Raw genomic sequence first — 25,406 nt, 5'->3', positions numbered from 1 at the left:
GTCCCGACGCCGGTCTGCCGCACGGTCGGTCCCCCTTCTGCGTGATGGCGTGCCCACGAAAGTAGCGCGCCGTGCCGGGCCGGTCGCAAGCGCCATCTGGGATGCTGGAGCCGTGGCAGCTGTGGACGTCGTCGACGAGACCTTCCTCGCCGTGCCGCCCGAGGTGGTCGCGGCCGTGTTCTCCCGGCCCGAGTCGTGGCGCCGCTACTGGCCGGACCTGCACCTGGACCTCTACGCCGACCGCGGCGCCGAGGGCTACCGCTGGGCCGTGACCGGCGCCCTGACCGGCACGATGGAAGTGTGGCTGGAGGCCGTGCTCGACGGCACGGTGCTGCACTACTTCCTGCGCGCGGAGACCGAGTTGTCTGCCCGGCAGGCCCGCAAGGTGGCGGGGGCGCGGCAGCTGGCGGCCAAGACGCTCGCGCTGGACCTGAAGCAGGTCCTCGAGGACGGCCGGCGGCCGGGCGTGCCGCCCGTCAGGGCCTGACCGTGCGCGTTCACGTGGTGTCCGATGTGCACGGCAACGCGGACGCGCTGGCCAGGGCGGGTGACGGCGCCGACGCGGTGGTGGTGCTCGGTGACCTGATCGACTTCGTCGACTACCACGACCACGGCAGCGGCATCCTGGGCCGGCTCTTCGGCCCCGAGAAGGTCGCGGAGTTCGCCGAGCTGCGCAGGCAGCGGATGCACGGGGCGACCGCGTCGTTCGCGCGGATGCTGTGGGAGAGCCTGGACAACGCGGCCGAGGCGGTCGAGGAGGCGTTGCGCGAGCAGTACGCCAAACTCTTCGCCGCCCTGACCGCGCCGACGTACGCGACACCGGGCAATGTGGACGTTCCGGAACTCTGGCCGGACTACGCGGGCGAGAACGTCCACATCCTGGACGGGGACGTGGCGACGATCGGCGGCCTGCGCTTCGGCTTCGTCGGCGGCGCGTTGCTCGCCCCCGGCGCGCGGCTGCGCCGGACCGGCGTGTGGGCGCCCTACCTGAGGCCCGCTGAGGACTTCGCGGCCCGCATCGCCCAGTTGGCGTCGGTCGACGTGTTGTGCAGCCACATCCCGCCCGACGTGCCGGAGCTGGCGTACGACGTGGTCGCGCGGCGGATGGAGTTCGGGTCGCGTGAGCTGCTGAAGGTGATCAGGGAGCAGGCGCCCCGGTGGGCGCTGTTCGGCCACGTGCACCAGCCGCTGGCGCCCCGGATGCGGGTGGGCCGGACGGAGTGCGTGAACGTCGGCCACTTCCAGCGAACCGAGCGCCCGTACGTCCTCGAGTGGTGACATGCCCACGTCATGTGGCGGCGCAGTCAGCCGATCATTTCGGCCATCTGGTCTCCCGTGCTTGCGCAGGTGGGTGGGTATTAACGGCTACTTGTCCGCGTGTTCGGCGCTCGCCTCGCGCTCCCGCACTGCACTGAGGCCGTACATGCCGCCGAGCAGGAGGCCGAGACCGCCGCAGAGCATCAGGGCCTCGAACCCGGCACCGAGCTTGCCGATCATCGTCATCAGGACGATCGAACCGATCACCGAAAACAGGCCGGTGTAGATGAGTGTGTACGCGGTCTCGCGAGACATGGGTGACCTCCTGCCGTCCCACCAGGGTCGCGGCCTGACGATGGGCTGTTACTCACTTCGCGCAGTCCACGATTGGCGATTACCCACCCGGCGTGTCTCACGCTTCGACGTGGGACTCGGCCGCGCTGGATGTGGGACACGCCCACGTCATCAACTGCCGAACCTACTGGCCAGGTAACCTTCTTCGCATGGCCGACGAGTCGACGCAGTCCATCGTGGTTGACGCGGAGCCCGACGAGATCATGGCGGTGATCGCGGACTTCCCGGCCTACCCCGAGTGGGCCGCCGCGGTGAAGAAGACCGAGGTGCTCTCCGAGGACGCCGACGGGCAGGCCGAGCAGGTCCGGTTCACGCTGGACGCCGGGCCCTTCCGCGACGTCTACACCCTCGAGTACGACTGGGCCGACGACGGCCTGTCCGTGCGCTGGCACCTGGTCAAGGGCCAACTGCAGAAGGCCCAGCGCGGCGAGTACGCCCTCGCCGCCCAAGGCGACAAGACCAAGGTCACCTACACGCTCTCGGTCGAGCTCGCGGTGCCGATGATCGGCCTGTTCCGCCGCAAGGCCGAGAAGATGGTCATGGACACCGCGCTCAAGGAGCTCAAGCGCCGGGTGGAAGGGCGCTAGCCCGGGTGCGAATCCTGCTCTTCACCGGCAAGGGCGGCGTCGGCAAGACCACCATCGCCGCCGCCACGGCCGCGCGCCTGGCCCGCGACGGCCGCAAGACCCTCGTGGTCTCCACCGACGCCGCGCACTCGCTGGCCGACGCCCTCGACACCCGGCTGCGACCCGATCCGTCCGAAGTGGACTCGAACCTGTTCGCGTCCCATGTGGACTCCCGGGAGCTGGTGGACCGGTCGTGGCCGCGGCTGCGCGAGCAGGCCCGCGGCGTGCTCGCCGGGCTCGGCATCGACGAGCTGGACGCTGAAGAGCTGACCGTCCTGCCCGGCGTCGACGAGCTGCTCGCCCTCGGCGAGGTCGCCCGGCTGGCCGCCGCGGGCACCTGGGACGTGGTGATCGTCGACTGCGGACCGACCGCCGAGACGCTGCGCCTGCTCGCGTTGCCCGAAGCCATCGCCCGCTACGTGGATCGCCTGTTCGGCAAGCGGGTCCTGCGCGAGGCGTTGCGCACCCTCGCCGACCACCTCACCGAGCTGCGCCGCGTGCTCACCGACCCCGACGTGACCAGCGTCCGGCTCGTCTTCACACCCGAACGCGTGGTCGTCGCCGAGACCAGGCGCACGCTCACCGCGCTGGCCCTGCGCGGCATCCAGGTCGACGAGCTGATCGCGAACCGGCTCGCGCCCAAGGCCCGGCGCTGGGGCGGGCCCGCCGGCGCGTGGCTGCGCACCCGGCGCGGCGAGCAGGACGTGGTGCTCGGCCAGCTGGAGTCGTCGGTGACCGCGCCGGTCCGCGTGCTCGAACACCGCGCGGCGGAACCGGTCGGCTCGGCGGCGCTGCTCGAACTCGCGGACGAGCTCTACGCGGAATGGGGCCCGCTGGACGGTCCCGGCGGCGAGCGCGTCCCGCTGCTCGACGTGCAACGCACCGGCGACGGCTACCTGCTGCGCATCGCGTTGCCGCTGCCCGACGACTCGGCGCTCAACCTCGCGCGGGTCGGCGACGAGCTGGCGATCACCGTGGACGGCCTGCGCCGGCTGATCGCGTTGCCCGCGGCGCTGCGCCGCTACGAGGTGGTCGACGCCGAGGCAAGCCAAGCGGGACTGGTGCTGCGGTTGCGACCGGAGGTGACCGCGTGAGCGAGCTTGCGAGCGAACCATTCAACACAGCGCCCAGGCGGTCGCCTGGTCCGAGCGACAGCGAGGGCCTGGCATGACGCAGTCCACAGCGGACCCGGGGACCCGGCTGGCCGAGGAGGTCAGGCTGCTGCTCGACGCCGTCGCCGACCGGGCCGGCCCGTGGCTGGACCGGCTCGCCGCGAGCAGCCACGAAGACCACGACCGGCCGGTCGCCTGCGGCTGGTGTCCGTTGTGCGCCTTGGTTTCCGTGCTGCGCGGCGAACCGAGTGAGCTCGCGGGTGTGGTGCTGGAGCGGGCGGCCGAGCTGGTCGCGTTGCTGCGGGCCGTGCTCGCCGACCGGTGGGAACCGGGGACCATGCACATGCCCGGGTTCCGGCCGTCGCCGTCATCGTCACCGTCGTCACCTTCGCCGCCGGAGGAGCGCTACCCGGGTGATCAGGCGCTGCGCGTGCAGAAGATCCCGGTGCGCCGGGCCGGGAAGGCACAGGACGAGGATTGATGGTCTTCCCGTGGATCGGCCCCATGGTGACCGTCGGGGTCGACGTCGGCGGCACGAGCGTGCGGGCCGGGGTGGTCGACAAGTACGGCGAGGTGCTGGACACCGCGCGGGCCCCGACGCCCGGTGACGAGCGCGCGCTGGAGGACACCATCGTGACGGTGGTGTCCGAGCTGGCGGCGCGCCACCGCGTGCGCGCCGCGGGCCTGGCCGTCGCCGGGTTCGTGGCCAACGACCGGCGCTCGGTGATGTTCGCGCCGCACCTGGCGTGGCGGCACGCGCCGGTGGCCGACCGGATCGCCGAGCGCGTCGGCGTGCCGGTGGTGCTGGAGCACGACGCCAACGCGGCCGCGCTCGCCGAGTACCGCTTCGGCGCGGCCCGCGGCTGCCGGGTCGCCGTGCTGGTGGCGATCGGGACCGGCATCGGCGCCGGATTGTTGTTGGACGGCAAGGTGTTCCGCGGGGCGAACGGCGTCGCACCCGAGCTCGGGCACCTGCGCCTGGTGCCGGACGGTCGGCCGTGTTCATGCGGCAAGGCCGGGTGCTGGGAGCGGTATTGCAGCGGCACGGCGCTCGCGGCCACGGCGATCGAGCTGATGGGGCGGCACCCCGGGCAGTCGACCGTGCTGGCCCGGGTGGCCGGCGACGAGGGTTCGATCACCGGGCGCCGGGTGGCCGGCGCCGCCCGCGACGGCGACGTGGTGGCCCAGCGCGCGATGGCCGAACTCGCGCGGTGGCTGGGCGAGGGGCTGTCGATGGTCGCGGACATCTACGACCCCGAGGTGATCGTGATCGCGGGCGGGGTGTCGCAGTCGGCCCCGCTGTTCCTCGACGACGCGCGCGAGCACTACCGCAGCATGATCACCGGCGCCGGGTACCGCCCGCTGGCCCGCATCCGCACGGCCCAGCTCGGCGATGACGCCGGACTGGTGGGCGCGGCGTCCCTGGCCCGGGACGTGGTCGCCGTGCGCCCACACCCCTCCCGCTGACGCCCCGCCGGGCGTGTCCCACATTCCCGCCGGGTGTGTCCCACACTCGCGCTGGGCGTGTCCCCCTTTCTGACCGGGTGTGTCCCACGCTCGGGCTGGGTGAGTTCCACGTTCGGCGTCTTGCGCGCGAAGCAAAAGATGGGGTCGCGAACCCTCAGATCTGGGCGCCGTTGTCGTCGTCTCCGCTGCGGTCGCGGGACGGGTCGTTCTTGATCCGCAGCAGCAACAACACGATGCCGGCGCCGATCGCGACCAAGGCGATCGGCGTGCCGAGCCGGGGCACGAGGCCGAACAGGCTGGGCACGACCATCAGCACCAGCCCGAGCACCAGCAGGATGATCGCCAGGATGGTCACCGGGCGCAGCCGCGGCAACGGCGGCGGGTCCGGCGGCACGTAGTGCTCGTCGTCGGACTCCCAGGACCAGTCCCACTCGGTGTCGGTGCCGCGCCACGTCGCCGGGCGGGTGGCGGGCAGTTGCTCGGTGTCCGGGCCGGCGTCGGCCGCGGGTTCGTCCTTGGCCTTCTTCTCCGGCGCCGGTGCGCGCTCGCCGGCCTCCTCGGGCTCGTCGAGCAGCGACGACCCGAAGCCCTCGCGCTCCAGGTCCGCGATGATCTCGGCGAAGGCCGCGTCCACGTCCTCCGGCCCGTCGGGTCCGCCGTGCCGGTCCTTCACGCGCGGTCACCGGCCCGTTCTGCGTGCACCCGCCGGACGAACTCCGTGCTGCGCTCGAAGATCAGCGGCGCGTCGTGGTCGAGGGTGGCCACGTGGTAGCTGTTGGCCAGCACGACCTCGGTGACGTCGGTCGAAGCGATCCCCGCCAGGACCGCCGCCGAGTTCTCCGGCTCGACGACGTGGTCGACCGCGGAGTGCAGCAGCAGCGTTGGCTGGACGACCTTGCCGAGATCGGCGCGCACGACCCGCCAGAGCAACGACAGGCTCGCGGCCGCCCGCAACGGCATCCGCTCGTAGCAGCCCTCCAGCACACCTGGCTTGGCGATGTCGTTGCCGATGCCCGGCAGCGACGCGAGCACCTTCGACAACACCGGGAGCAGCTTCGCGTCCTTGCGCAGTGTCAGCACCGACGGGTTCACCAGCACGATGCCGGCGATCTCGGGGTGCTCCTCGGCCAGACGCAGGGTGAGCGCGCCGCCCATCGACAACCCGAACACGAACACCGACCGGCACCGGCCGGTCAGCTCGACGAACGCCTTCTCGGCGTGGGCGTACCACTCGGTCCAGGGCGTCTTGTTGAGGTCACGCCAGTGCGTGCCGTGGCCGGGCAGCAGCGGCAACCGCACGGTGAAGCCCGCCTCGGCCAGGTGGTCGGCCCACGGCCGCATGCTGACCGGCGAACCGGTGAAACCGTGGCACAGCAGGACGCCGATCTCCTCGGATCCGTCGTGCGCGAACGCCGCGGATGCCGCGGATGCCTCGGATGCCTCAGCACTCGACACCGGAGCCCTCCTCGTCAGGCGGGGCGTGTGGTGTGGCCATCGTCGCACGCATCGGCACCGCCAGGACAGTTCCCCGGGAGTTGTTGTGTCGTTGTGCAGTGCGGCGTGGTGTTGTGCCACCCACACCTGGTTCGTACGCTCACAGGCGGCGTACCCGGTGGTACGTGCGTGACGACGAGCGGGAGGCGCTGGCCCGAGTGCTGTACTACCTGATGAAGTGGGTTTTCATCGGTCCTCTGCTGCGGTTGTTCTTCCGCCCGGAGGTCGAAGGGCTCGAGCACTTGCCCGCCGAGGGCGGCGCCATCCTCGCCAGCAACCACCTCGCCGTCGCCGACTCGTTCTTCCTGCCGCTGATGCTGCCGCGCCGGGTGACGTTCCCGGCGAAGCTCGAGTACTTCACCCAGCCCGGCCTCAAGGGCAAGTTCAAGAAGGCGTTCTTCACCGGCGTCGGCCAGATCCCGATCGACCGCTCCAGCGGGTCGGCCGCTCAGGCCGCGCTGGACACCGGCATCCGGCTGTTGCGTGAGGGTCACCTGCTCGGCATCTACCCCGAGGGCACCCGCTCGCCCGACGGCCGGCTCTACAAGGGCAAGACCGGCATGGCCCGGATCGCGCTGCAGGCGGGCGTGCCGGTGATCCCGGTGGCGATGTTCGGCACCGACAAGGCCAACCCGATCGGTTCCAAGATGTGGAAGCCGACCAAGATCCGGATCAAGCTGGGCGCGCCGATGGACTTCTCCCGCTACGAGGGCCTCGCGGGCGACCGGTTCATCGAGCGGTCGATCACCGACGAGATCATGTACACCCTGATGGAGCTGTCGGGTCAGGAGTACGTGGACATGTACGCCGCGAAGGCCAAGGAACTGGCCTCGGCCCAGGAGAAGGGCCAGCCCGCCGACCTGCCGAAGCAGACGCAGCGCCAGGTGCCCACGGCCACCGAGGCCGACCGGGTCCCGCAGACCGAGGCGGGCTGAGCCGCCCGTAAAGTGCCCGGCGTGCGGTTTTTCTACGACACCGAGTTCATCGAGGACGGCCGGACCATCGAGTTGGTGTCCATCGGCGTCGTGGACGAGAACGGTCGCGAGTTCTACGCCGTGTCCACCGAGTTCGACCCCGAGCGGGCCGGGCCGTGGGTGCGCGCGAACGTGCTCGACAAGCTGCCGCCGCCGGCGGACAAGGCGTGGGCCGATCGCGCGACGATCCGGGAACGCCTGCTGAACTTCCTCAGCCCGCACGGTGAATCCGTGGAGCTCTGGGCGTGGTTCGCCGCGTACGACCACGTCGCGCTCGCCCAGCTGTGGGGCGCGATGCCGGCCCTGCCGCGCCAGCTGCCCCGCTTCACCCGTGAGCTGCGCCAGCGCTGGGAGGACGTGGGCAAACCGACCCTTCCGCCCGCGCCGCAGGACGCGCACGACGCCCTTGCCGACGCACGGCACAACCTGCGCCGCTGGGCGGTCATCGACGAGCACTGGCGGCGCAAGCGCGCCTGACCGCACCGACCAGGTCGTGGAACCCACCTTGCTGCACCGATCCAGTGGATGGCAGGCTGGATCCCGGTCGAGGGTGATCGCGACCACACCACGAGTCGACCACAACCACGATCAAGTGAGGTGTAGATGCGGATCGGCGTGCTCACCGGCGGCGGCGACTGTCCCGGGTTGAACGCGGTCATCAGGGCGGTGACCCGCAAGGGCATCGAGACACATGGCTGGGAAGTGGTGGGTTTCCGCAACGGCTGGCAGGGGCCGCTCGAAGGCGACTCCCGCCCGATCGGGCTCAACGACGTCGAGGACATCCTCGCGCGGGGCGGCACCATCCTCGGCTCGTCGCGCACCAACCCGTACAAGACCGAGGACGGCCCGGAGCGCATCCGCAAGGTGCTCGCCGACCAGGGCATCGACGCGCTGATCGCGATCGGCGGCGAGGACACGCTCGGCGTCGCGAAGCGGCTGACCGACGACGGCATCGGCGTGGTCGGCGTCCCCAAGACCATCGACAACGACCTGGCCGCGACCGACTACACGTTCGGCTTCGACACCGCCGTGCACATCGCGACCGAGTCGCTCGACCGCCTGCGCACCACGGCCGAGTCGCACCACCGGGCCCTCGTGGTCGAGGTGATGGGCCGCCACGCCGGCTGGATCGCCCTGCACTCGGGCCTGGCCGGTGGCGCGAACGTCATCCTGGTGCCCGAGCGCCCGTTCAACGTGCAGACCGTGATCGACTGGGTGCAGCGCCGCTTCGAGCGCCAGTACGCGCCGATCATCGTGGTCGCCGAGGGCGCGGTGCCCGAGGGCGGCGCCGAGGTGCTGGTCGCGGGGGAGAAGGACTCGTTCGGCCACGTGCGCCTGGGCGGCGTCGGGACTTGGCTGGCCGACGAGATCGCCCACGCCACCGGCAAGGAGTCGCGTGCGGTCGTGCTCGGCCACGTCCAGCGCGGCGGCACACCCACCGCCTACGACCGGGTGCTGGCCACGCGCTTCGGCCTGCACGCGGTGGACGCGGTCGCCGACGGCGACTTCGGCGTGATGGTCGCCTTGCAGGGCACCGACATCGTGCGGGTGAAGCTCGCCGACGCGACCGCCGAGCTGAAGACCGTGCCGCTCGAGCGCTACGCCGAGGCCGAGGTCTTCTTCGGGTAAAGATCGGGGCTAGGGTCGGTGGCGTGGACGTTGATCAGCTCCTGACCGCGGGCGCGCACGCGCAGGCAACCGCCTTGGCCGACGGTTCCGTCACCGCCCCTGCCCTGACCGAGGCCGCCCTGGCCAAGATCGCCGCGCACGACCGGGAGCTGAACAGCTTCCGCGTCGTCTACACCGACGCGGCGCGGGCCGCGGCGGCCGACGCGCAGCGCCGCCTCGACGCGGGCGAGCGCACGCCGCTGCTCGGCGTGCCGGTCGCGATCAAGGACGACCAGGACGTCGAAGGCGACATCACCGGCATGGGCGGGCGCCCGCAGCTGCCGCCGGCGGCCCAGGACAGCCCCGTGGTCGCTCGGGTGCGGGCATCGGGCGCGGTCGTGATCGGCCACACCAACGTCCCCGACCGGTGCCTCTGGCCATTCACCGAGACGCTCACCCACGGCGCGACCCGCAACCCGTGGAACCTCAACCACACGCCCGGCGGCTCGTCGGGCGGTTCGGCCGCGGCCGTGGCCGCCGGGTTCGTCGGCGCCGCAACGGGTTCCGACGGCGGCGGCTCCGTCCGCATCCCAGCGGGCAACTGCGGCCTCTACGGCGTGAAGACCACCCGCGGTCTCGTGCCGATGCAGGAAGAAGGCTGGCAGGGCCTGTCCGTGCTCGGCCCGCTCGGCCCGAACCCGGCCGACGCCGCCGCGCTGCTGGATGTGATGGCCGGGGAGAACCGTTACGTCGCCGCCACCGAGATCGACCCGCAGCCGATGCGCATCGCGCTGTCCTGGACCACGCCGCTCGGGCGCCCGTACATGGTGGCCGAGCGCAAGGCCGCCGTCCGCCGGGTGGCCGACGAGCTGCGCGCCCTCGGTCACGATGTCGTCGAGGCCGATCCGCCGCTGGGCATCCGCCCGCTGCCGCAGTTCCTCATCCGCTACCTGCGTGGCGTGTCCGGTGACGTCGACGGCCTGCCGCACCCCGAATGGCTGGAGTCGCGCACCCGTGCCATCGCCCGCGTGGGCCGCCAGGTGCCCGATCGCGTGCTGCGCTGGGCCCGTGACGCCGAGTTGGACCTGCGCGCCATCATGGACGGCTTCTTCAAGGACTTCGACCTGGTCCTGCAGCCGGGCATCACCGGCGCGCCGTTCCGGATCGGCCGCTTCCACAACGCGGGCGCCGTGCACACCCTGGGCGGCGTGACCCTGTCGATCCCGTACTTCCCGCTGTGGAACACGCTCGGCTACCCGGTCGTGGCCATCCCGGTCGGCGTCGACCGCGCCGGCCTGCCGATCGGTGTGCAGGTCGGCGGCCCGGAGTTCAGCGAGGCGACGCTGCTGTCGCTGGCCGGGCAGTACGCCCGCGCCCACCCGCCGCAGCGGCCGCCGCGCTGACCAGGTCCGGGAGGGCTCCCGAAGGTTCCGCCTACCGTTTCGACCATGCGAGACGGAGTGGAGCTGACAACCGACCAGTTGGGCCACGCGATCGCGCATGCCCGGCTCGGCGATCCGCACCCGTGCGTCGCAGCGCTCCCCCAGGAGCGCACCGGCGAACAGGAGCGGGCCGCGAAGAAGGCGGCGTGGCAGGAATTCGTGCGGCTGGGCCTGGTGTCGCCGAGCGGTGCGTTGCTGCCGGAGTTCGTCGACGTGCTGGCGATGCTGGTGCGCCCGCAGACGGAGTGCAGTGCGTGGATCGCGGGCGCGCCCGGCGGTGACGTCGCGGTGCTGGGAGCCGGCACCGGTGACGCGGCCGTGCTGGCACGGCGCACGGGGGAGCAGGTGTCGTTGCGTTCGGCCGATCCGGCGACGTTGATCGAGCGCGTGGTGCGCGAGCTGCCGCGGTTCCCGGACGGGGAGGGACCGCGGATCGCCGTGCGGCAGACCGAGTTCAGCTCGGGCCGCGGGGGACCGGCGGAACTCGTCGCGTTGCGCTCGATCGTCGCCCAGCCGAGGTGGGGGTGCGCGCAACTCGCCGTCGCCCGGCGCCGGCGCAACGGCACCCGCCTGCGGGTCCAGCAACCGCTGACCGTGCTCGACACCAAGGGAGCCGGGCGCTGGTGCACGTACCTGGACGAGCCGTGGATCGTCGCGGCGCCGGGCCGGCAGAGCTGGCTGGTCGACAAGCTGTCGGACTGGGAGAAGTCGCTCGCCGGGTGAGTGGCGCCTCGCCTACTGTGACCGGGTGTCCCAGCCAGCGGAGTCCTTGCAGGTCCGGCTCGTCCGGCGGTTCGGCGACGAGATCATGGACTGGGTCGCGGCGGCGCCCGGCGAGGCCGTCCGCCTGGCCGCCGAGTGGGGCCTGACCCTGGGCGAGACCATCCCGCACGGCTCGACGTCGCTGACCGTCGCGTGCACGACCGCGGCCGGGCGGCCCGCGGTGCTGAAGCTGAGCCCGCAGACCGCCGTGCTGGCCGAGCAGAACCGCGTGCTGCGGGCGTGGGCGCCGGGCGGGCACGTGCCCGAGGTGCTGGCGGCGGCGCCGGGGGCGTTGCTGCTGGAGCGCGTGCAGCCAGGGACGCCGGTCTCCGCGCCATCGCCGTCGGCGTTCGCCGAGCTGCTGGATGCCCTGCACAGCGCGCCGGTGCCCACCGACTTCGTCCCGATCGACCTGGCTTACGGCACCGAGCAGTTCCTGTCGCGGACCGAGCGCATGGGCTCACCCGTGGTCGGCCCCGACGACTTCGCCCGGGCCCGCGCCGAACGCGACCGCCTGCTCGCCACGGCGCCGGAACCCGTGCTCCTGCACGGAGATCTGCACTACAGCAACATCCTGGACGGCGGCCCGCGCGGCCTGATCGCGATCGACCCGAAGGCGACGCTGGGCGAGCGCGCGTTCGACGCCGTCGATTTCGTGCTGGACGCGACCGCGCCGGTCGCCGAGCGCCTGCCGGTGGCCGCGGCGGCGACGGGACTGGACGAGGACCGGCTCGCGGGCTGGTGCCGAGTGGCGGCGCCGACGATCGCGGCGTCCCTGGCCCGTCGCGGCCTGGACTACGAGGACGTCCTCCGGTTCGCCCGATCCACCTCGTGAGTCGTTACCGCTGGTGGCCGCTTCGAGTTGGTGGCTGACGGGGGTTGGGTGGTCGTGAGCGGTTGCTCTCGTGTGGGTGTTGCGGCCGCGGGGTGGCTGGGTTTTCGTAGGTGGTTGTTCTCGCGGTGGAGTTGCTTGCCGTGGTTGGTGGCTGGGAGTGGGTGGCTGATGGGGGTTGGGTGGTCGGGGTGGTTGCTCTCGTGTGGGTGTTGCTGCCGCGGGTGTTCGCCGCCGGTGGCTGGGTTGGTCTCGGGGTTGGTGGCGGCGAACACCCTTGCCACCGGTTTCCGCTGGTTGCGTGGCGTGGGTGGCCCGGCTGAGGGGTTGCGTTGCGAGGACAGCCGGCGGTTCGCCGGGTGGTCCCGGCGGTGGCTGAGTTACAGGAATTTACGCTGCGTCTTTTAGCCGGCGCGTTGCAGCCAGGGCGGTGGGGTGAATACCGGCAGCCCGTTATCCATGTGCACCGACCATTCGGTGTGGTGGATTAGCCGATGGTGGTACGGGCACACCAATACCAGGTTGTCCAATGTTGTTGGCCCGCCGTCGGCCCAATGTTTGATGTGGTGTGCGTGGCATTGATGGGGTGTTCGTGCGCATCCCGGGGCAGCGCATCCTCCGTCTCGGATGGCGAGGGCTCTGCGCAATCGTTTATCGGCTAGGCGGCGGGTTTCCCCGATATCCAAGGGCTGCGATTGGCCGCCGAGAACGACGGGGATGATTTTCCCCTCGCAGGCCACGCGGCGGGCCTGCTCCGGGGTCAGCGTGCGGGCATCGTCCAGCATCGCCTGGCCGATCCGGGTCTGCAACGTGTCCAGGGAGACCGTCACGGCGATGTGCGGGCGCTCGCCACCCTCGGCGGGAGCGTTACCGGAGTCGGCGGCGAAGCCGATGATCTCCGCCAGGGCGTCACCCTGACGCTCGCTCAGCGTCCGGTCGTCCTGAGGCTGCGGCTTGGCCAACGGGGACAGCAGCGCGCGGAGCACGCTCGCGTCCTCGGCACCGAGCCGGAACCGGCCGGACAGCGATCCGTCGCGGTTTTCGCACAGGTCCAACGTGTTCTGGCCATCGACCACGGTGGGGTCGAGGGGCTTGGAACCGTCGGGGTTGAGGGCGGCGACGATGCGCTCGCCCAGGCGGATGAGCTGGGTGGGGTTGAACTTCCGCGCCAGCCCGGTCATGTCCGCCTCGACTTGTTCGGCGTGCTCGACAGGGACCGACTCCACTGTGGTGGCGATCTTGTCCACGTGCGCGCCGGAGATCTCTCCAGCGGCCATCGCTGCTCGCGCGGCAGGCAGTCGGGGCGGGATGGGCTGTCCGGTGATCCCGATCTTCGGGCACAACAACTCGACGTGGTGTTCGAGGCGCTTGGCCTCCTGGGCGGTCACGTGCAGGACGTCTTGCAGGAACCGCCACAACTGGGGGGGCGTGTCATGACAACTGTGTAAGCCGCGGGTGGACCAAGATCGGCCGCTGATCAACTCGGCGGCTGGGAAGGACACCCACGTGAGCGAGAATCAGGCCGATCCTGCCGCTGAGACGGCGGCTCAGCGGCTCAGCGCGGCTTTGGACCCATCGGCGATCGACGCCCTGTTGGCTGATGCGAAGGCGGCCGGCACGCCGATCGATGGTGTTGACGGCCTGCTCAACCAGATGACCAAGGCGGTCTTGGAACGAGCCTTGCAGACCGAGATGACCCAGCATCTCGGATACGACCGTGATGACCCGGCCGGTGTTGGGACTGGGAACTCACGTAACGGCACGTCGCGGAAAACGGTGTCGACGGTGAACGGGCCGGTGACGATCACTGTTCCCCGCGACCGTAACGGTGAATTCGAGCCACAGATCGTGCCGAAACGCGCACGACGGGTCGGTCAGATCGATGAGCTCGTCCTGTCCTGTTATGCCCGTGGCATGTCGACCAGGGATATCGAAGCCCACCTGTTCGAGGTTTACGGCGTGACAGCGTCTCGTGAGCTGGTCTCCAACATCACCGATGTAGTGACCGACGAAATCGAGATTTGGCGTAACCGGCCGGTCGATGAGGTCTATCCGATCGTGTATGTCGACGGCATCCGGACCAAGGTCCGAGACAAAGGCGCAGTCGCCATCAAGAGCGCGCACCTGGTCATCGGGGTCGACGTGGATGGCCGCAAGCACGCTCTGGGTTGCTGGATCGCCGAAACCGAGGGCGCGAAGTTCTGGCACTCGGTGCTCACCCAGCTGCGTAACCGTGGACTGCGTGACATCCTGATCGCCTGCTGCGACGGCTTGGCCGGGCTGCCCGACGCCATCACCGCGGTCTTCCCGGACACCGTCGTGCAAACCTGTGTCGTGCACGTGATCCGCAACGCGATGCGGTTCGTGTCCTACCAAGACCGAAAGAAGATCGCGACGTCGATGCGCGCCATCTACACCGCACCCACCGTCGAGGCCGCCGACCTCGCGTTGAAAGACTTCGACACCGAATGGGGACGCCAATACCCCGGCGTCACCGACGTGTGGCGACGCGCCTGGAACGAGTTCATCCCGTTCCTCGACTACCCAGTCGAACTCCGCCGCATCGTCTACACCACCAACGCCATCGAATCCATCAACTTCCAACTCCGCAAAATCACCAAAACCCGCGGACACTTCCCCTCCGACGAAGCCGCCATGAAACTCATCTACCTCGGACTACGCAACATCTCCAGCAAACGAGGAGGAGAATCAGGAACCGGAACCCACGGCTGGAAAACAGCACTCAACACACTCGTCGTACTATTCCCCGGCCGACTTCCCCTGTGATACGTTAACAACATTAGCCATCCGTGGCTTACACGGAAATCGTGACAGGCCCCAACTGGGGGTACCCGGACTCTTTCCACTCGATCTGGGAAATGTCGTCGAGCAGCTTCAACTCCAGTTGTCGCATCTGCGCGACAGTCGAGTAAAGCTCCCCCAGCTCCATGCCCCGATCATACCACAACAATCGACCAAACGGCCTAACCGACAATGGTGGAATATTCCGGTCTTTCACGCCATTCAGCCACCATCGGGACCACTCGACAAACGGTAGGTAACAGCGCAACGCAACCATTCAAACCGGCCACCCAAGCAACGGAAACCGCCGGCACCGTGGGCAAGGGTGTTCGCCGCCCCAACCCCGAGGCCAACCCAACCACCCGGCGGCGAACACCCGCGGCAGCCGCCCCTGATAGCTCCCAATAGCGGCCCAACAGAGTGCTACCCGAACCGCAGCAGCTAGAGGGTGACGCGATCCTTGAAGGCGCCGATGTCCAGATAAGCGGCGAACGTACCCAGCCAGTGCTCCGCGCCCTCGTACCCGTAGCCGAACACGTACTGCCAGCCCAATTCCGCGTGTGTCTCGGCCGCGGCGGCGGCGAGGCTTGCGTACGGGTGACCGGCGGGCAGGGACTCACCGATGCCACGCCACGCCCACGATCGCGACAGGGCCAGGCCGGCCAGGTGTGCGCCGTACGGGTCGGCGGGGTCGTCCACTGTGGCCGGTTCGCGCAGTCGCGCCCAGCGCGCTTCGGCCAGGTCGGGCACGAAAGCGGAGAGCCAGGCGCCGAAGTCCGAAGCGGGCAGCACGCGGCGCAGCAGATCGGCCTCGGTCAGCGCGGGGGAGAGGAAGTCCGCCGCGTCCGGCTCGAATCCGCCGTAACCCTTGTCGTCCAGGTACCAGCGGGTTGCCGCGGCTCGACAAGCGGAAGCCAGTTCGTCGTCGCCGGTGGCGAGCGCCGCCTCGAGCACCAGCATCGTGGCGAAGGCCGTGTTGCCGTGCGTGCCGACGCGCACGGGCAGCCGCGCTCCGGTGATCCAGTTCAGCCACCGGTCGCGCACCACCGCGCCGAGCGGCGCCAGGGCGGCCGACCACTGCGCGCCCCCGGACCACGTCCGCAGCTCCGCGTCCAGGGTCAGCAGCCACGCCCACCCGTAGGGCCGCTCCCACCAGGCGCCGAGACCACCGCGGAAGAAGTCCGCTTCCACCGCGCAGTTCTCCGGCGTCAGCAAGCCGTCGAGCACCTCGCGTGCCTTCGCCGCGCCGGGTAAGTCAGCGTTAACGCGTAAGAGGCGGACCGCCAGCCAGGTTTGGTGCACGCACGAGTGCCAGTCCAGCGAGCCGGCGAACACGGGGTGGAGTTCGCGCTGGGTCCGCAGGTCCTCGGGCGAGGTGATGACATGGGTCCAGTGCACGGGGTAATCGCGCTGGACGTTGGCGATGGCCGAGTCGAGTAACGCCGCGGCGGTCTCCGGGTCGAGGGTGCTCGTCACGGGTCGCATCCTGCCTCGTGCCGAGCGTCGTGGGAACGTCCGGACTGTGGGAGATGTGTCCCGGTTTTCGTGGCGTCCGCCACCCTCCTTAGTCTTGACGTGTGAACTGGACCGTCGATGTGCCGGTGGACACCCTTCCCGAACTACCGCCACTGCCGCCCGACATGCGTTCCCAGCTGGACGACGCCCTCGCCCGGCCCGCTGCTCAGCAGCCCGAGTGGCCCGACGGCGAGCACGTCCGCCAGGTGCGCACCGTGCTGGAGAGCGTCCCGCCGGTGACCGTGCCCTCGGAGGTGGACCGCCTGCGCGACCGGCTCGCCGACGTCGCGAACGGCGAGGCGTTCATGCTGCAGGGCGGCGACTGCGCCGAGACCTTCGCCGACAACACCGAGCCCCACATCCGCGGCAACATCCGCACGTTGCTGCAGATGGCCGTCGTGCTCACCTACGGCGCGAGCATGCCCGTGGTCAAGGTGGGCCGGATCGCCGGGCAGTACGCCAAGCCGCGCTCCAACGGCACCGATGCGCTGGGCCTGCCCGTGTACCGCGGCGACATCGTGAACTCGCTGGTCGCGACGCCCGAGGCCCGGGTGCCCGACCCGTCGCGGATGATCCGCGCCTACGCCAACGCGGGCGCGGCCATGAACCTGCTGCGTGCCCTGACCGGGGCCGGCATGGCGAGCCTGGCCCGGGTGCACGACTGGAACAAGGACTTCGTGCGCACCTCGCCCGCCGGTGAGCGTTACGAGGCGCTGGCCAAGGAGATCGACCGCGGCCTGCGCTTCATGTCGGCGTGCGGCGTGACCGACCGGTCGCTGGACTCGACGGAGATCTTCGCCAGCCACGAGGCGCTGCTGCTGGACTACGAGCGCGCGATGCTGCGCCTGGACAAGGAGAGCGGTCAGCCGCAGCTCTACGACCTGTCGTCGCATTTCCTGTGGGTCGGCGAGCGCACCCGCCAGCTCGACAGCGCCCACATCGCGCTGGCCGAGCTGCTGTCGAACCCGATCGGCGTCAAGATCGGCCCGACGACCACCCCCGAGCAGGCCGTCGAGTACGTGCACCGCCTCGACCCGCACGACACCCCCGGCCGGCTCACGCTGATCAGCCGCATGGGCCACACCAAGGTCCGCGACGTGCTGCCGCCGATCATCGAGAAGGTCGAGTCGACCGGCCACCGGGTGATCTGGCAGTGCGACCCGATGCACGGCAACACCCACGAGTCGTCCACCGGCTACAAGACGCGGCACTTCGACCGCATCGTGGACGAGGTGCAGGGCTTCTTCGAGGTGCACCGCCGGCTGGGCACGCACCCCGGCGGCATCCACGTGGAGCTGACCGGCGAGGACGTCACCGAGTGCCTGGGCGGCGCCCAGGAGATCTCCGAGGAACAGCTCGGCGGCCGCTACGAGACCGCTTGCGATCCGCGGTTGAACACCCAGCAGTCGCTGGAACTGGCGTTCCTGGTCGCGGAGATGCTCCGATCCTGAGCCCACGGTTCGACCGGGTGGCTGCCCTGCTCGACCCGGAGCGGGGCACGCTGCCGGACGGGTACGTCACCGGCACCGGTCCGGACGACTGGCCGGCCTTCTTCGACCTGGTCCGGACCCGCGGCTGGGACGCGGAACCCGGTCACTACGAAGAGGTCCACCACGTCCGGCCGGTCCCGGGCATGGAGCTCAACTTCTTCCGCCGCGACGGCGAAGGCATCACCTTCGACGTCGACCTGCGCGAGGTGCGTGACCAGGAGCGGCTCGACGTGCTCTGCGCGGTGCTGGCCGACCTCGGCCGTGCGTTCGGCAACGACGTGCGGTTGGTCCCCGAAGGCGGGTCGGACTGGGAGTTGCTGCGCTACGACGCGGGCGCGGACCGGATCGTGGTGCCGTCGGTGGATGTGCCGTCGTGGGCGGAGTTCGGCGACTTCCTGCGGGCGGAGCTGCCGCGCGCCGACGGCCTGCTGGTGCGCCTCGGACCGCGGCAGTGGCAGGGCTTGCTCGACCGGGTGACCGAAGCGGGCTGGGCCGTCGACCGCGAAGACCTCGACGGTGTGGTCCGCTACGAGCTGCGGGCCAAACCGCACCTGGGGCTGGAGTGCTACCCGGGGGAGTCGGACGTGCTGGTCGCGCCGATCCTGCCCGAGGTGACCGAGGAGTCGTTCGCGGAATTCTGTGTGCTGTTGCGCGCGATCGGCCGGGCCGCGGGCTGCGACATCGAGTTCGTCCCCGAAGGTGGCGAGGCGCCCATGCTGCGCTACCGCGGGTGGGACGAGTCGATCACCGCCGAGCTCGTCTGACAGCGAAAGGGGCGCTCCCGCAACGGAAGCGCCCCTTTGCCGGAACCCACTAGTCGATCTTGGTTTCCGTGCCGGTCAGCGAGGTCGGGACGACACCGTTGGTCGGCGGCGTGTCCGTGTCCTTGACCTTCATGCCCTCCATCAGCTGGCGGGCCAGGCCGAGGCCGGTGCCGCCGAGCGACAGCGCCTTGGCGAAGATGTCCGACACACCGTCGGCGCCGTTCAGCACCACCATGTGGTCGATGTTGCCCAGCGCCTGCGCACCCGCGGCCACGATCTCCGGCCACTTCTCCGCCAGCTGCTGCGCGACGACCGCTTCCTGGTTCTCCGCCAGCGCGTCCGACCGGGCTTTGATCGCGTCGGCCTCGGCGAGACCCTTCGCCTTCGCCGCTTCGGCCTCCGCGAGACCCTTGGCCCTGGCCGAGTCGGCCTCGGCGAGACCAGTCGCCTTCGTGGCCGCCGCCGACGCCTCACCGCGGGCGCGGGTCGCCTGGGCCTCCGCCTCGGCCGCCGTCTTGACCTTGGTCGCGTCGGCCGCCGCACGCAGCTCGGTTTCCTTGGCCTGCGCCTGGGCGCGGGCGATCTGCGCGTCGCGCTCGGCGTCGGCCGTGGTCCTCGTCTCGTACGCGCGGGCGTCGGCGGGCTTGCGGACCTGCGACTGCAGGCGCTGCTCGGAGAGTTCGGCCTCCAGCTCGGCCGCGCGGGTCTCCTGGACGACGACCTCCTGGCGCGCGGTCGCCTCGGCCAGCGGGCCGGCCTGCGACGCCTTCGCCTTGGCCTGGTCCACCTCGGCGGTGTAGCCGGCCTGCTTGATCTGGCTCTCGCGGATCGCGCCGGCCTTCTCGGCGGCCGCGATCTGCTCGGCCTGCGTGGCCTCCTGGTCGCGCTGCGCCTCCGCGATGCGGGCCGAGGCGGCGACCGCGGCCGCGTGCGGCTTGCCCAGGTTCAGGATGTAGCCCGACTCGTCGTCAATCTCCTGGATCTGCAGCGAGTCGACGACCAGGCCCAGCTTGATCATCTCGGCCGCCGACGACTGCCGGATCTCACCGGTCAGCGCGTCGCGGTTGTGGATCATGTCCTCGATGGTCAGGCCACCGACGATCGAGCGCAGGTGACCGGAGAACAGCTCGTGGATCGTGCTGTTCATGCCGTCCTGCTGGTCGAGGAAGCGCCGCGCCGCGTTGGCGATCAGCGAGAAGTCGTCGCCCACCTTGTAGATGACGACCGCGCGCACGGTGACCGGCAGCCCCTGCTTGGTCACACACGACACCTCGAGGTTGGCGCCGCGGGTGTCCAGCGACAACCGCCGGGCGGTCTGGAAACCGGGCAGCACGAGGACACCGCGCCCGGTCACGATCTTGAACTTCAGGCTGTCCTCGGTGCCCGTGCGCTGCTGGTTGATGCCGAGGCCGGAAATGATGAGCGCCTCATTCGGCTCAGCGACTTTGTAGAACGCTTTGAGCAACGCGAAAAGCACGATCAAGACGACGATCGCGCCGCCGATGACCACCAATAGTGTGCTCGACACGACGAGCCCCCTCTGAATGTGAAAAGCCGTATACCGCTTGGAACTCAGCCGGTCAGCCTGGTCGGCCGCCACGGCTCCACGTAGACCGTGTTGGGCTCGTCGAAGTCGACCACCAGCACCTGCGTACCGATTGTGATCTTCGTGTCCGGGTCGGCGGGGTAGGCGTAGAACGCCTCGACACCGCCCCGAACACTGATCAGGACCTCACCGATCAGACCGGGGCCTATCGTGCCGGTCACCCGGCCCCGGCTGCCGATCATGGTCCTCCCCCTGGCGCTGCGCCCGGAACTGTCCGGGCGTGAACTGTCCGGCGAGCATAGGACGCGGCGATGCCCTCAGGGGTTTCGGATCGCCCTATCCGTTATGGAAACGCAGTGAGGACGATTTGCGAGCCCGGCTGGACCCGGGAGCCCGGCGGCGCGGACTGGGCGTAGACCCGGCTGCCCGGGTTCCCCGCCTGCCCCGACACGTTGACCACCTGGACGGTCAGCCCGAGATCGGTCAGCGCCTTTTGCGCGTCCGTGACCAATTGCTGGCCGAGGTCCGGGACGGTGACCGCGTTCGACGAGATGACCGTGATCTGCGTGTTCGACGAGTCGAGCATCGTGTTGGCGGGCGGGTCGGTGCGGATGACCTTGCCGCCGTCGACGTCGGCGGAGAACTCCGCGGGCCCGTCGACGGGGGTCAACCCGGCGGTCTGCAACGTCTGGAACGCCTGGTCGTGATCCATGCCGGCCACGTCGGGCACGGGCTTGGGCTCGGGGCCCTTGCTCAGCACGAGCAACACGTCGGTGCCGATGTCCAGCGCGCTGCCCGGCCGCGGGTCGACCCGGATGACCTTGCCCTGCGGCACGTTCGGGTTGTACTCGTCCTTCGCCGGATCCTTCTTCGCGACGAGCTGGACGTCCGCCAGCGCCTTCGCGGCGTCCTTGGGATCCGCGCCCTGCCCGATGTTCGGCACGACGGGCTTGCCCCCCGACACGACCAACGTCACCGTCGTGCCACGCAGCAGCCGGCCCCCGCTGGGGTCGGTGCTGATCACGATGCCCTTGGGGATCTTGTTGTCCAGCCTCGGTTTGTCGGCGAGCCTCGGGGTCAGGTGCGCGTCGGAGATCTCCTTCAGCGCCTCTTCCTGCGTCTTGCCCGCGACCGAGGGCACCGTGCTGTAGCGGCCGCTGGTGAACCACCACGTCGCTGTGCCGCCCGCACCGAGCAGCAACGCGCCGACCACGATGAGGGTGATGAGCAGACCCTTGCGCCGGCCGCGCTGCTCGGGCTGCGCCCCGGTCTCCGGATAGCCGTCGTAGCCGTTGTAGCCGTCGTCGTAGTCGTCACCGGGTGGCGGGAAACCGTTGGGCGGTGGGTAGTTCGGCGGGTTCGGCCGCATCGGCTGCGGGCGCACGGGTGGCCGGCGCTCGGTCAACGCGTCGAACTGGGACCGGGCCATCGTGCGCGTGCCCTGCGGGCCGATGCCGACCGTGTGCACGGCTTTCGGCCGGGCCACGACGGAGGTGGCCTGACCCGTCACCTGGGTGGCGAGCGCGCCGTCCAGCGAACCCTGCACGGAGCCCTGCGCCGAACCCGCGCCGGCCGCGATCGCACCGGACACCGGCATGGTCTTCTCGTTCTCGTGCTCCGGGATCGGCACCCGCACCGGGCGGATCGCCAGCGCCGAGCAGACCCGGCGCAACGCCGAGAGGAACTCGTCGGCGTCCATCGGCCGGTCCGCCGGGTCGCGACGGGTGGCCTGCACGACCAGTTCGTCCACCGCGGCCGGGATGGTCGGCGCGACGGTGCTCGGGGCGGGGACGTCGTCGTTGACGTGCCGGTAGGCCACCGACAACGTCGTGTCGCCGACGTAGGGCGGCCGGCCGGTGAGCATCTCGTAGAGCACGATGCCCGCCGAGTAGACGTCGCCGCGGGCGGTCGCGGTGCCGGTGGTGACCTGCTCGGGGGAGAGGTACGCGACCGTCCCCATGATCACGCTGCCCTGCGTCATGCTCGAGCCGGACACCGCGCGGACCAGGCCGAAGTCGGCGACCTTCACCACGCTCCCGCCCGAGGACGTGCGCCCGATCAGCACGTTCTCCGGCTTCACGTCCCGGTGCACCAGCCCGGAGCGGTGCGCGGCACCCAGCGCGGCGAGCACCGGCTCCAGGATCGCGCACGCCAACTCGACCGAGAGGGGACCGCTTTCCAGCAGGTCGCGCAGCGTCCCGCCGTCGACGAGCTCCATCACCAGGTAGATCTTGTCGCCGTCGACGCCCTGGTCGTGCACGGCGACCACGTTCGGGTGGTGGATGCGGGCGGCTGAGCGGGCCTCCTGCTCGAACCGGTCGACGAACGACTTGTCGGCGACGAACCGCTCGTCCATCACCTTGACGGCGACGGGACGGTCCAGCCGGGTGTCCTGCGCGCGGTAGACAGCGGACATGCCGCCACGCGCCAGCAGCCCGTCGATGCGGTAGCGCTGGTCCAGCAGCGTGCCGATCAGGCTGGAACCCCGGTCCTCCACAACTGACGATCGTACGGAGGTCCCGGCGCTCGCGTGGCGGGTGTCGGACATCTGGTCGCCTTGTCGTGAGCAGGGCTTGTGGCATTGTGTCGAGCGTGAGTTCGATCCCAACCGCTGACGACGTGCTCGACCCCCAGGTAGACGTCCTCCCCGTGGAGGAGGTTGCAACGGCTCTCGGGGTGCCCGTCAGCCGGATCTACCAGTCCGTTCGCGACGGACACCTGATCGCCATGCGGCGTGCCGGCCAGCTGTGCATGCCCGCCGTGCTCATCGACGGCTCGGAACCGGTCAAGGGCCTCTCGGGGACCCTGACGCTCCTGCGGGACGCCGGCTACACCCCGACGGAGATGCTGCGCTGGCTCTTCGCCCCCGACGAGTCGCTGCCGGGCACGCCGATCGACGCGCTGCGGTCCAACCGCGGCCGGGAGGTCAAGCGGCGCGCTCAGGCCCTCGGGTTCTGAAGGTCGTGCCAGCGGGCCCGCAGCAGACCTGTGCCCGCGACCCGCAGCCTGCGCCCGAGCGGGACCACGGCCCGGCGGTTGAGCACCTCGTAGCCCGCGTCCTGGATCTCGTCGAGGATGCCGCGGTAGAGCGTCGTCGCCACCCGTACACACGGGCGTGATTCCGGGCGCAGCAGCGCGATCCCCGGCTCGGCCCGCCGGTAGACCGCCCGCGTGTACCCGACGAGGTGGGCGATGGCGCGGCGCACCCGCGGGTCTGGCTTGCCGCTCGACCGCGCCCACACCAGCCGGTCGCGGTCGACGCCGAACGCGGCCAGCTCGTCGGCGGGCAGGTACAGCCGGCCGCGGTCGAGGTCCTCGCCGACGTCCCGCAGGAAATTGGTCAGCTGGAACGCCTCGCCGAGTGCGCGCGCCGGCGCCCGTGCCGGTTCCTCGGGACCGACGGTGCCCAGCACCGGCAGCATCTGCAGGCCGATGGCCGCCGCCGACCCCCGCATGTAGGCGGACAGATCGGCCATCGTGGCGTAGCCGGTCACCGCGAGGTCCATTCGCATGGACGCCAGAAAGTCGTCGAAAAGCCCCTGGTCGATGCCGTAGCGGCGGACGGTGTCGGCCAGCGCGAGCAGCACCGGGGTGCTCGGGCGCCCGGCGAACGCGTCCTTCACCGCCGTGGCCAGTTCGTCCAATCGGGCCGCGGGGTCCGCGCCCGGGGTGTCCACAACGTCCACGATGTCGTCGGCCAGCCGCGCGAACCCGTAGAGCGCGTGCACGGCCGGCCGGCGTGAGGCGGGCAGCAACCGGGTCGCCAGGTAGTAGGTGCGGCCGTGCGCCGCGTTGATCTCCCGGCAGGCCGCGTAGGCCGCGGACAACTCAGTCACACGGCCACCTCTACCCGTTCCGGCTCCAGGTAGACCGCCGCCGCCCCGATCAGGGCCGCGATGGCGAGGGTGATGCCGACGTAGTTCCAGTCGTAGACCGCCGCCTCACCGGTCGGGTAGTCGCACACCACCAGCCACACCGCCCCGGCACTCGCGCAGGCCAGGCGGGCCCTGGTCCACGACACCGCAGACCACGGGAGCACGGCGCCGAGCGCGATCGCCCAGCTGAAGTACCAGGGCAGGGTGGCCGGCAGCAGGATGGCGGCCAAGGTCAACGCCAACGTCGCGTTACGCAGCACGACCGCGGGCGCGCCGGACCGCGAGCGCCACCACAACACCACCACGAGGACGGCGAGGGTGGCCATCCCCACCGCCCGCATGCACTCGATCAGCAGTTCGCGGTCGCCCCAGTCCAGGCTCAGCGCCTGCCCGAGCACCTCGCCGAGCCCGGTGGGCAGCGACATCCAGTTCACGATCAGCGACGTCGAGCCCAGCGCCTGCACCCAGCCGAAGCCGTGGCCCGCGAGCACCGTGGCCACGACGAACGTCGGCACCATCGCGGCCAGCGCCTTCCCGACCGCGAGGTGCAGGCGCCGGGACACCGACCACAACAGGAACGGCAGTGCCACCAGCATCGTGGCCTTGACCGCGACCGCGAGCGCCAGCAGCGCGAGGCCGGCGAAGTGGTTGCGGCGCAACACGAACAGCGTCGCCGCGGCGAGCAACCCGATGGCCAGCATGTCGTTGTGACCGCCGCCGAGCACGAGGACGAGCATCAGCGGGTTGGCCACGGCGAACCAGAGCGCGAACTCCGGACGGGTGCCGACGACCCGGCAGATGCCCGGCAGCGCGGCGGCCAGCAACACGAGCCCCGCGGCGAACACGAGCCGGGTCAGCAGCACCCCGGCCACGACGTTCTCGCCGGTGACCGACGCGATCGCCCTGGTCAGGATGATGTGCACCGGACCGTACGGGGTCGGCGTGTCCTGCCAGACCCAATGCACGTTCTCGTGCAGCGCGAGCGGCAGCCGCGACGAGCCGGTGGTGTACGGGTCGAGACCGTGCGCGGCGAGCGCTCCCTGGGCGACATAGCTGTAGAGGTCGCGGCTGAACAGCGGCGGGCAGGTCAGCAGCGGCAGCGCCCAGAGGGCCGACGTGCGGAACATCCCGGCCGTGTCGATGGCGCCGTGCCGCACCGCGATGCCCAGTTGCACCCATGCGACGGCGAGGACCAGGACGCCCGCGTACACGCAGCCGACGGCGAGCATCTGGCCGTGGCCGTAGCGCAGTGCCTCGAACGGGGTGCCGACGAGCGGGCCGTCGCCGACCGGTGTCCCACCCGCCCCGGCCGCGCCGAAGGCGGTCAACAGCGAACCACCGAACCCGACGATCGCGGCTCTGGTCAGGGGGAACGCTGGCATGGCGGGGTCATCGTCGCACACCCGCCGGACGCCTCCGGATGCCCAGGTGGCGCACCAGGTACACCGCGCCCGGCTGTCCCGGGGTGACCGGCAGGTGGAAGGCG

Annotated in this window: 27 protein-coding genes; 16 read left to right on the top strand and 11 right to left on the bottom strand. The window is 70.6% G+C overall.

Annotated features, from left to right (window positions below):
* The first annotated feature begins 112 nt into the window (after nucleotides 1-112).
* Together EV186_RS22930 and EV186_RS22925 are read left to right on the top strand one after the other, a co-directional pair.
* Nucleotides 113-487 carry a polyketide cyclase / dehydrase and lipid transport gene (locus tag EV186_RS22930; RefSeq protein ID WP_208115760.1) on the top strand — a complete coding sequence of 125 codons (375 nt, stop codon included), beginning with the start codon at nucleotides 113-115 and terminating at the stop codon, nucleotides 485-487.
* Between the two features lie 2 nt (nucleotides 488-489).
* Nucleotides 490-1,278, top strand: coding sequence for a metallophosphoesterase family protein (locus EV186_RS22925; protein WP_133851469.1), 789 nt, complete (start codon nucleotides 490-492; stop codon nucleotides 1,276-1,278).
* 87 nt (nucleotides 1,279-1,365) lie between these two features.
* Here the strand turns inward: EV186_RS22925 and EV186_RS22920 are convergent, their stop codons facing one another.
* Nucleotides 1,366-1,572, bottom strand: a complete 207-nt coding sequence (locus tag EV186_RS22920; protein ID WP_133851468.1) for a hypothetical protein — start codon at nucleotides 1,570-1,572, stop codon at nucleotides 1,366-1,368.
* A gap of 188 nt (nucleotides 1,573-1,760) precedes the next feature.
* On the opposite strand from EV186_RS22920, the gene EV186_RS22915 reads away from it, so the two are divergent.
* The 4 genes from EV186_RS22915 (at nucleotide 1,761) to EV186_RS22900 (ending at nucleotide 4,816) form a co-directional block, all read left to right on the top strand.
* Nucleotides 1,761-2,198: an SRPBCC family protein gene (locus tag EV186_RS22915; protein ID WP_133851467.1), complete on the top strand. Its 438-nt coding sequence runs from the start codon at nucleotides 1,761-1,763 to the stop codon at nucleotides 2,196-2,198.
* Nucleotides 2,199-2,203: 5 nt separating this feature from the next.
* On the top strand, nucleotides 2,204-3,331 hold the full coding sequence (locus tag EV186_RS22910; RefSeq protein WP_133851466.1) for an ArsA family ATPase: 1,128 nt from the start codon (nucleotides 2,204-2,206) through the stop codon (nucleotides 3,329-3,331).
* Nucleotides 3,332-3,404: 73 nt separating this feature from the next.
* A complete protein-coding gene (locus EV186_RS22905; RefSeq protein WP_133851465.1) occupies nucleotides 3,405-3,830 on the top strand; it encodes a hypothetical protein in 426 nt (141 codons plus the stop codon).
* Nucleotides 3,831-3,853: 23 nt separating this feature from the next.
* Nucleotides 3,854-4,816: an ROK family glucokinase gene (locus EV186_RS22900; protein ID WP_133852114.1), complete on the top strand. Its 963-nt coding sequence runs from the start codon at nucleotides 3,854-3,856 to the stop codon at nucleotides 4,814-4,816.
* 154 nt (nucleotides 4,817-4,970) lie between these two features.
* Here the strand turns inward: EV186_RS22900 and EV186_RS22895 are convergent, their stop codons facing one another.
* Both EV186_RS22895 and EV186_RS22890 read right to left on the bottom strand, forming a co-directional pair.
* Nucleotides 4,971-5,489 (bottom strand): hypothetical protein, encoded by a 519-nt coding sequence (locus EV186_RS22895; RefSeq protein WP_133851464.1) that lies wholly within the window; start codon nucleotides 5,487-5,489, stop codon nucleotides 4,971-4,973.
* Nucleotides 5,486-6,271 carry an alpha/beta hydrolase gene (locus EV186_RS22890; RefSeq protein ID WP_243754220.1) on the bottom strand — a complete coding sequence of 262 codons (786 nt, stop codon included), beginning with the start codon at nucleotides 6,269-6,271 and terminating at the stop codon, nucleotides 5,486-5,488. The genes EV186_RS22895 and EV186_RS22890 overlap by 4 nt, the downstream gene beginning before the upstream one ends.
* Nucleotides 6,272-6,468: 197 nt before the next feature.
* Here EV186_RS22890 and EV186_RS22885 point away from each other — a divergent pair, with 197 nt between their 5' ends.
* The 6 genes from EV186_RS22885 (at nucleotide 6,469) to EV186_RS22860 (ending at nucleotide 11,931) form a co-directional block, all read left to right on the top strand.
* Nucleotides 6,469-7,245, top strand: a complete 777-nt coding sequence (locus EV186_RS22885; protein WP_133852112.1) for a lysophospholipid acyltransferase family protein — start codon at nucleotides 6,469-6,471, stop codon at nucleotides 7,243-7,245.
* Between the two features lie 21 nt (nucleotides 7,246-7,266).
* Entirely contained in the window at nucleotides 7,267-7,761 is a 495-nt protein-coding gene (locus EV186_RS22880) for a polyadenylate-specific 3'-exoribonuclease AS (RefSeq protein ID WP_133851463.1), read from the top strand.
* Between the two features lie 126 nt (nucleotides 7,762-7,887).
* Nucleotides 7,888-8,913, top strand: a complete 1,026-nt coding sequence (locus EV186_RS22875) for a 6-phosphofructokinase (RefSeq protein ID WP_133851462.1) — start codon at nucleotides 7,888-7,890, stop codon at nucleotides 8,911-8,913.
* A 23-nt stretch (nucleotides 8,914-8,936) separates the two neighbouring features.
* Nucleotides 8,937-10,295, top strand: coding sequence for an amidase family protein (locus EV186_RS22870; protein ID WP_133851461.1), 1,359 nt, complete (start codon nucleotides 8,937-8,939; stop codon nucleotides 10,293-10,295).
* A 45-nt stretch (nucleotides 10,296-10,340) separates the two neighbouring features.
* Nucleotides 10,341-11,057 (top strand): ESX secretion-associated protein EspG, encoded by a 717-nt coding sequence (locus EV186_RS22865; protein ID WP_133851460.1) that lies wholly within the window; start codon nucleotides 10,341-10,343, stop codon nucleotides 11,055-11,057.
* A gap of 25 nt (nucleotides 11,058-11,082) precedes the next feature.
* Complete coding sequence (locus EV186_RS22860; protein ID WP_208115759.1) at nucleotides 11,083-11,931, top strand: aminoglycoside phosphotransferase family protein; 849 nt, start codon at nucleotides 11,083-11,085, stop codon at nucleotides 11,929-11,931.
* A gap of 401 nt (nucleotides 11,932-12,332) precedes the next feature.
* Here the strand turns inward: EV186_RS22860 and EV186_RS22855 are convergent, their stop codons facing one another.
* Nucleotides 12,333-13,316 carry an HNH endonuclease signature motif containing protein gene (locus EV186_RS22855; protein ID WP_166659289.1) on the bottom strand — a complete coding sequence of 328 codons (984 nt, stop codon included), beginning with the start codon at nucleotides 13,314-13,316 and terminating at the stop codon, nucleotides 12,333-12,335.
* Nucleotides 13,317-13,494: 178 nt separating this feature from the next.
* Here EV186_RS22855 and EV186_RS22850 point away from each other — a divergent pair, with 178 nt between their 5' ends.
* Complete coding sequence (locus EV186_RS22850; protein ID WP_424983413.1) at nucleotides 13,495-14,715, top strand: IS256 family transposase; 1,221 nt, start codon at nucleotides 13,495-13,497, stop codon at nucleotides 14,713-14,715.
* Between the two features lie 28 nt (nucleotides 14,716-14,743).
* On the opposite strand, the gene EV186_RS40555 is transcribed toward EV186_RS22850, so the two are convergent.
* Both EV186_RS40555 and EV186_RS22845 read right to left on the bottom strand, forming a co-directional pair.
* Nucleotides 14,744-14,878: a hypothetical protein gene (locus EV186_RS40555; protein ID WP_279538317.1), complete on the bottom strand. Its 135-nt coding sequence runs from the start codon at nucleotides 14,876-14,878 to the stop codon at nucleotides 14,744-14,746.
* A 293-nt stretch (nucleotides 14,879-15,171) separates the two neighbouring features.
* Entirely contained in the window at nucleotides 15,172-16,206 is a 1,035-nt protein-coding gene (locus EV186_RS22845; protein ID WP_208115758.1) for a DUF2891 domain-containing protein, read from the bottom strand.
* A 101-nt stretch (nucleotides 16,207-16,307) separates the two neighbouring features.
* Here EV186_RS22845 and EV186_RS22840 point away from each other — a divergent pair, with 101 nt between their 5' ends.
* Nucleotides 16,308-17,696 carry a class II 3-deoxy-7-phosphoheptulonate synthase gene (locus tag EV186_RS22840; RefSeq protein ID WP_133851456.1) on the top strand — a complete coding sequence of 463 codons (1,389 nt, stop codon included), beginning with the start codon at nucleotides 16,308-16,310 and terminating at the stop codon, nucleotides 17,694-17,696.
* A gap of 17 nt (nucleotides 17,697-17,713) precedes the next feature.
* On the top strand, nucleotides 17,714-18,499 hold the full coding sequence (locus EV186_RS22835; RefSeq protein ID WP_133851455.1) for a hypothetical protein: 786 nt from the start codon (nucleotides 17,714-17,716) through the stop codon (nucleotides 18,497-18,499).
* A gap of 49 nt (nucleotides 18,500-18,548) precedes the next feature.
* Here EV186_RS22835 and EV186_RS22830 read toward each other — a convergent pair whose 3' ends face one another.
* The 3 genes from EV186_RS22830 to EV186_RS22820 form a co-directional block, all read right to left on the bottom strand.
* The gene (locus tag EV186_RS22830) at nucleotides 18,549-20,027 is read right to left on the bottom strand and encodes a flotillin family protein (RefSeq protein WP_133851454.1); all 1,479 of its coding nucleotides are present in this window, start codon (nucleotides 20,025-20,027) and stop codon (nucleotides 18,549-18,551) included.
* Between the two features lie 44 nt (nucleotides 20,028-20,071).
* Nucleotides 20,072-20,287 carry a hypothetical protein gene (locus tag EV186_RS22825; RefSeq protein ID WP_133851453.1) on the bottom strand — a complete coding sequence of 72 codons (216 nt, stop codon included), beginning with the start codon at nucleotides 20,285-20,287 and terminating at the stop codon, nucleotides 20,072-20,074.
* A 101-nt stretch (nucleotides 20,288-20,388) separates the two neighbouring features.
* On the bottom strand, nucleotides 20,389-22,542 hold the full coding sequence (locus EV186_RS22820) for a Stk1 family PASTA domain-containing Ser/Thr kinase (protein WP_243754219.1): 2,154 nt from the start codon (nucleotides 22,540-22,542) through the stop codon (nucleotides 20,389-20,391).
* A 95-nt stretch (nucleotides 22,543-22,637) separates the two neighbouring features.
* Here EV186_RS22820 and EV186_RS22815 point away from each other — a divergent pair, with 95 nt between their 5' ends.
* Nucleotides 22,638-23,003: an Rv2175c family DNA-binding protein gene (locus EV186_RS22815; RefSeq protein ID WP_133851451.1), complete on the top strand. Its 366-nt coding sequence runs from the start codon at nucleotides 22,638-22,640 to the stop codon at nucleotides 23,001-23,003.
* On the opposite strand, the gene EV186_RS22810 is transcribed toward EV186_RS22815, so the two are convergent.
* Nucleotides 22,985-23,881: a phytoene/squalene synthase family protein gene (locus EV186_RS22810; RefSeq protein WP_133851450.1), complete on the bottom strand. Its 897-nt coding sequence runs from the start codon at nucleotides 23,879-23,881 to the stop codon at nucleotides 22,985-22,987. The two genes, EV186_RS22815 and EV186_RS22810, sit on opposite strands and share 19 nt — an antisense overlap.
* Nucleotides 23,878-25,302, bottom strand: coding sequence for a polyprenol phosphomannose-dependent alpha 1,6 mannosyltransferase MptB (gene mptB, locus EV186_RS22805; protein WP_133851449.1), 1,425 nt, complete (start codon nucleotides 25,300-25,302; stop codon nucleotides 23,878-23,880). The genes EV186_RS22810 and mptB overlap by 4 nt, the downstream gene beginning before the upstream one ends.
* Nucleotides 25,303-25,406 lie beyond the last annotated feature (104 nt).

This window comes from Labedaea rhizosphaerae (assembly GCF_004362825.1).
GTDB lineage: Bacteria > Actinomycetota > Actinomycetes > Mycobacteriales > Pseudonocardiaceae > Labedaea > Labedaea rhizosphaerae.
Note: the sequence above shows the minus strand (reverse complement) of the source record. Positions and strands in the feature narration are given on the sequence as shown.

Bases quoted from the DNA above. Each gene is read 5' to 3' on its own strand.
- EV186_RS22920 (WP_133851468.1), bottom strand. From the start codon at position 1,572: ATGTCTCGCGAGACCGCGTACACACTCATCTACACCGGCCTGTTTTCG.
- EV186_RS22915 (WP_133851467.1), top strand. From the start codon at position 1,761: ATGGCCGACGAGTCGACGCAGTCCATCGTGGTTGACGCGGAGCCCGAC.
- EV186_RS22905 (WP_133851465.1), top strand. From the start codon at position 3,405: ATGACGCAGTCCACAGCGGACCCGGGGACCCGGCTGGCCGAGGAGGTC.
- EV186_RS22900 (WP_133852114.1), top strand. From the start codon at position 3,854: ATGGTGACCGTCGGGGTCGACGTCGGCGGCACGAGCGTGCGGGCCGGG.
- EV186_RS22875 (WP_133851462.1), top strand. From the start codon at position 7,888: ATGCGGATCGGCGTGCTCACCGGCGGCGGCGACTGTCCCGGGTTGAAC.
- EV186_RS22865 (WP_133851460.1), top strand. From the start codon at position 10,341: ATGCGAGACGGAGTGGAGCTGACAACCGACCAGTTGGGCCACGCGATC.
- EV186_RS40555 (WP_279538317.1), bottom strand. From the start codon at position 14,878: ATGGAGCTGGGGGAGCTTTACTCGACTGTCGCGCAGATGCGACAACTG.
- EV186_RS22825 (WP_133851453.1), bottom strand. From the start codon at position 20,287: ATGATCGGCAGCCGGGGCCGGGTGACCGGCACGATAGGCCCCGGTCTG.
- mptB (WP_133851449.1), bottom strand. From the start codon at position 25,302: ATGCCAGCGTTCCCCCTGACCAGAGCCGCGATCGTCGGGTTCGGTGGT.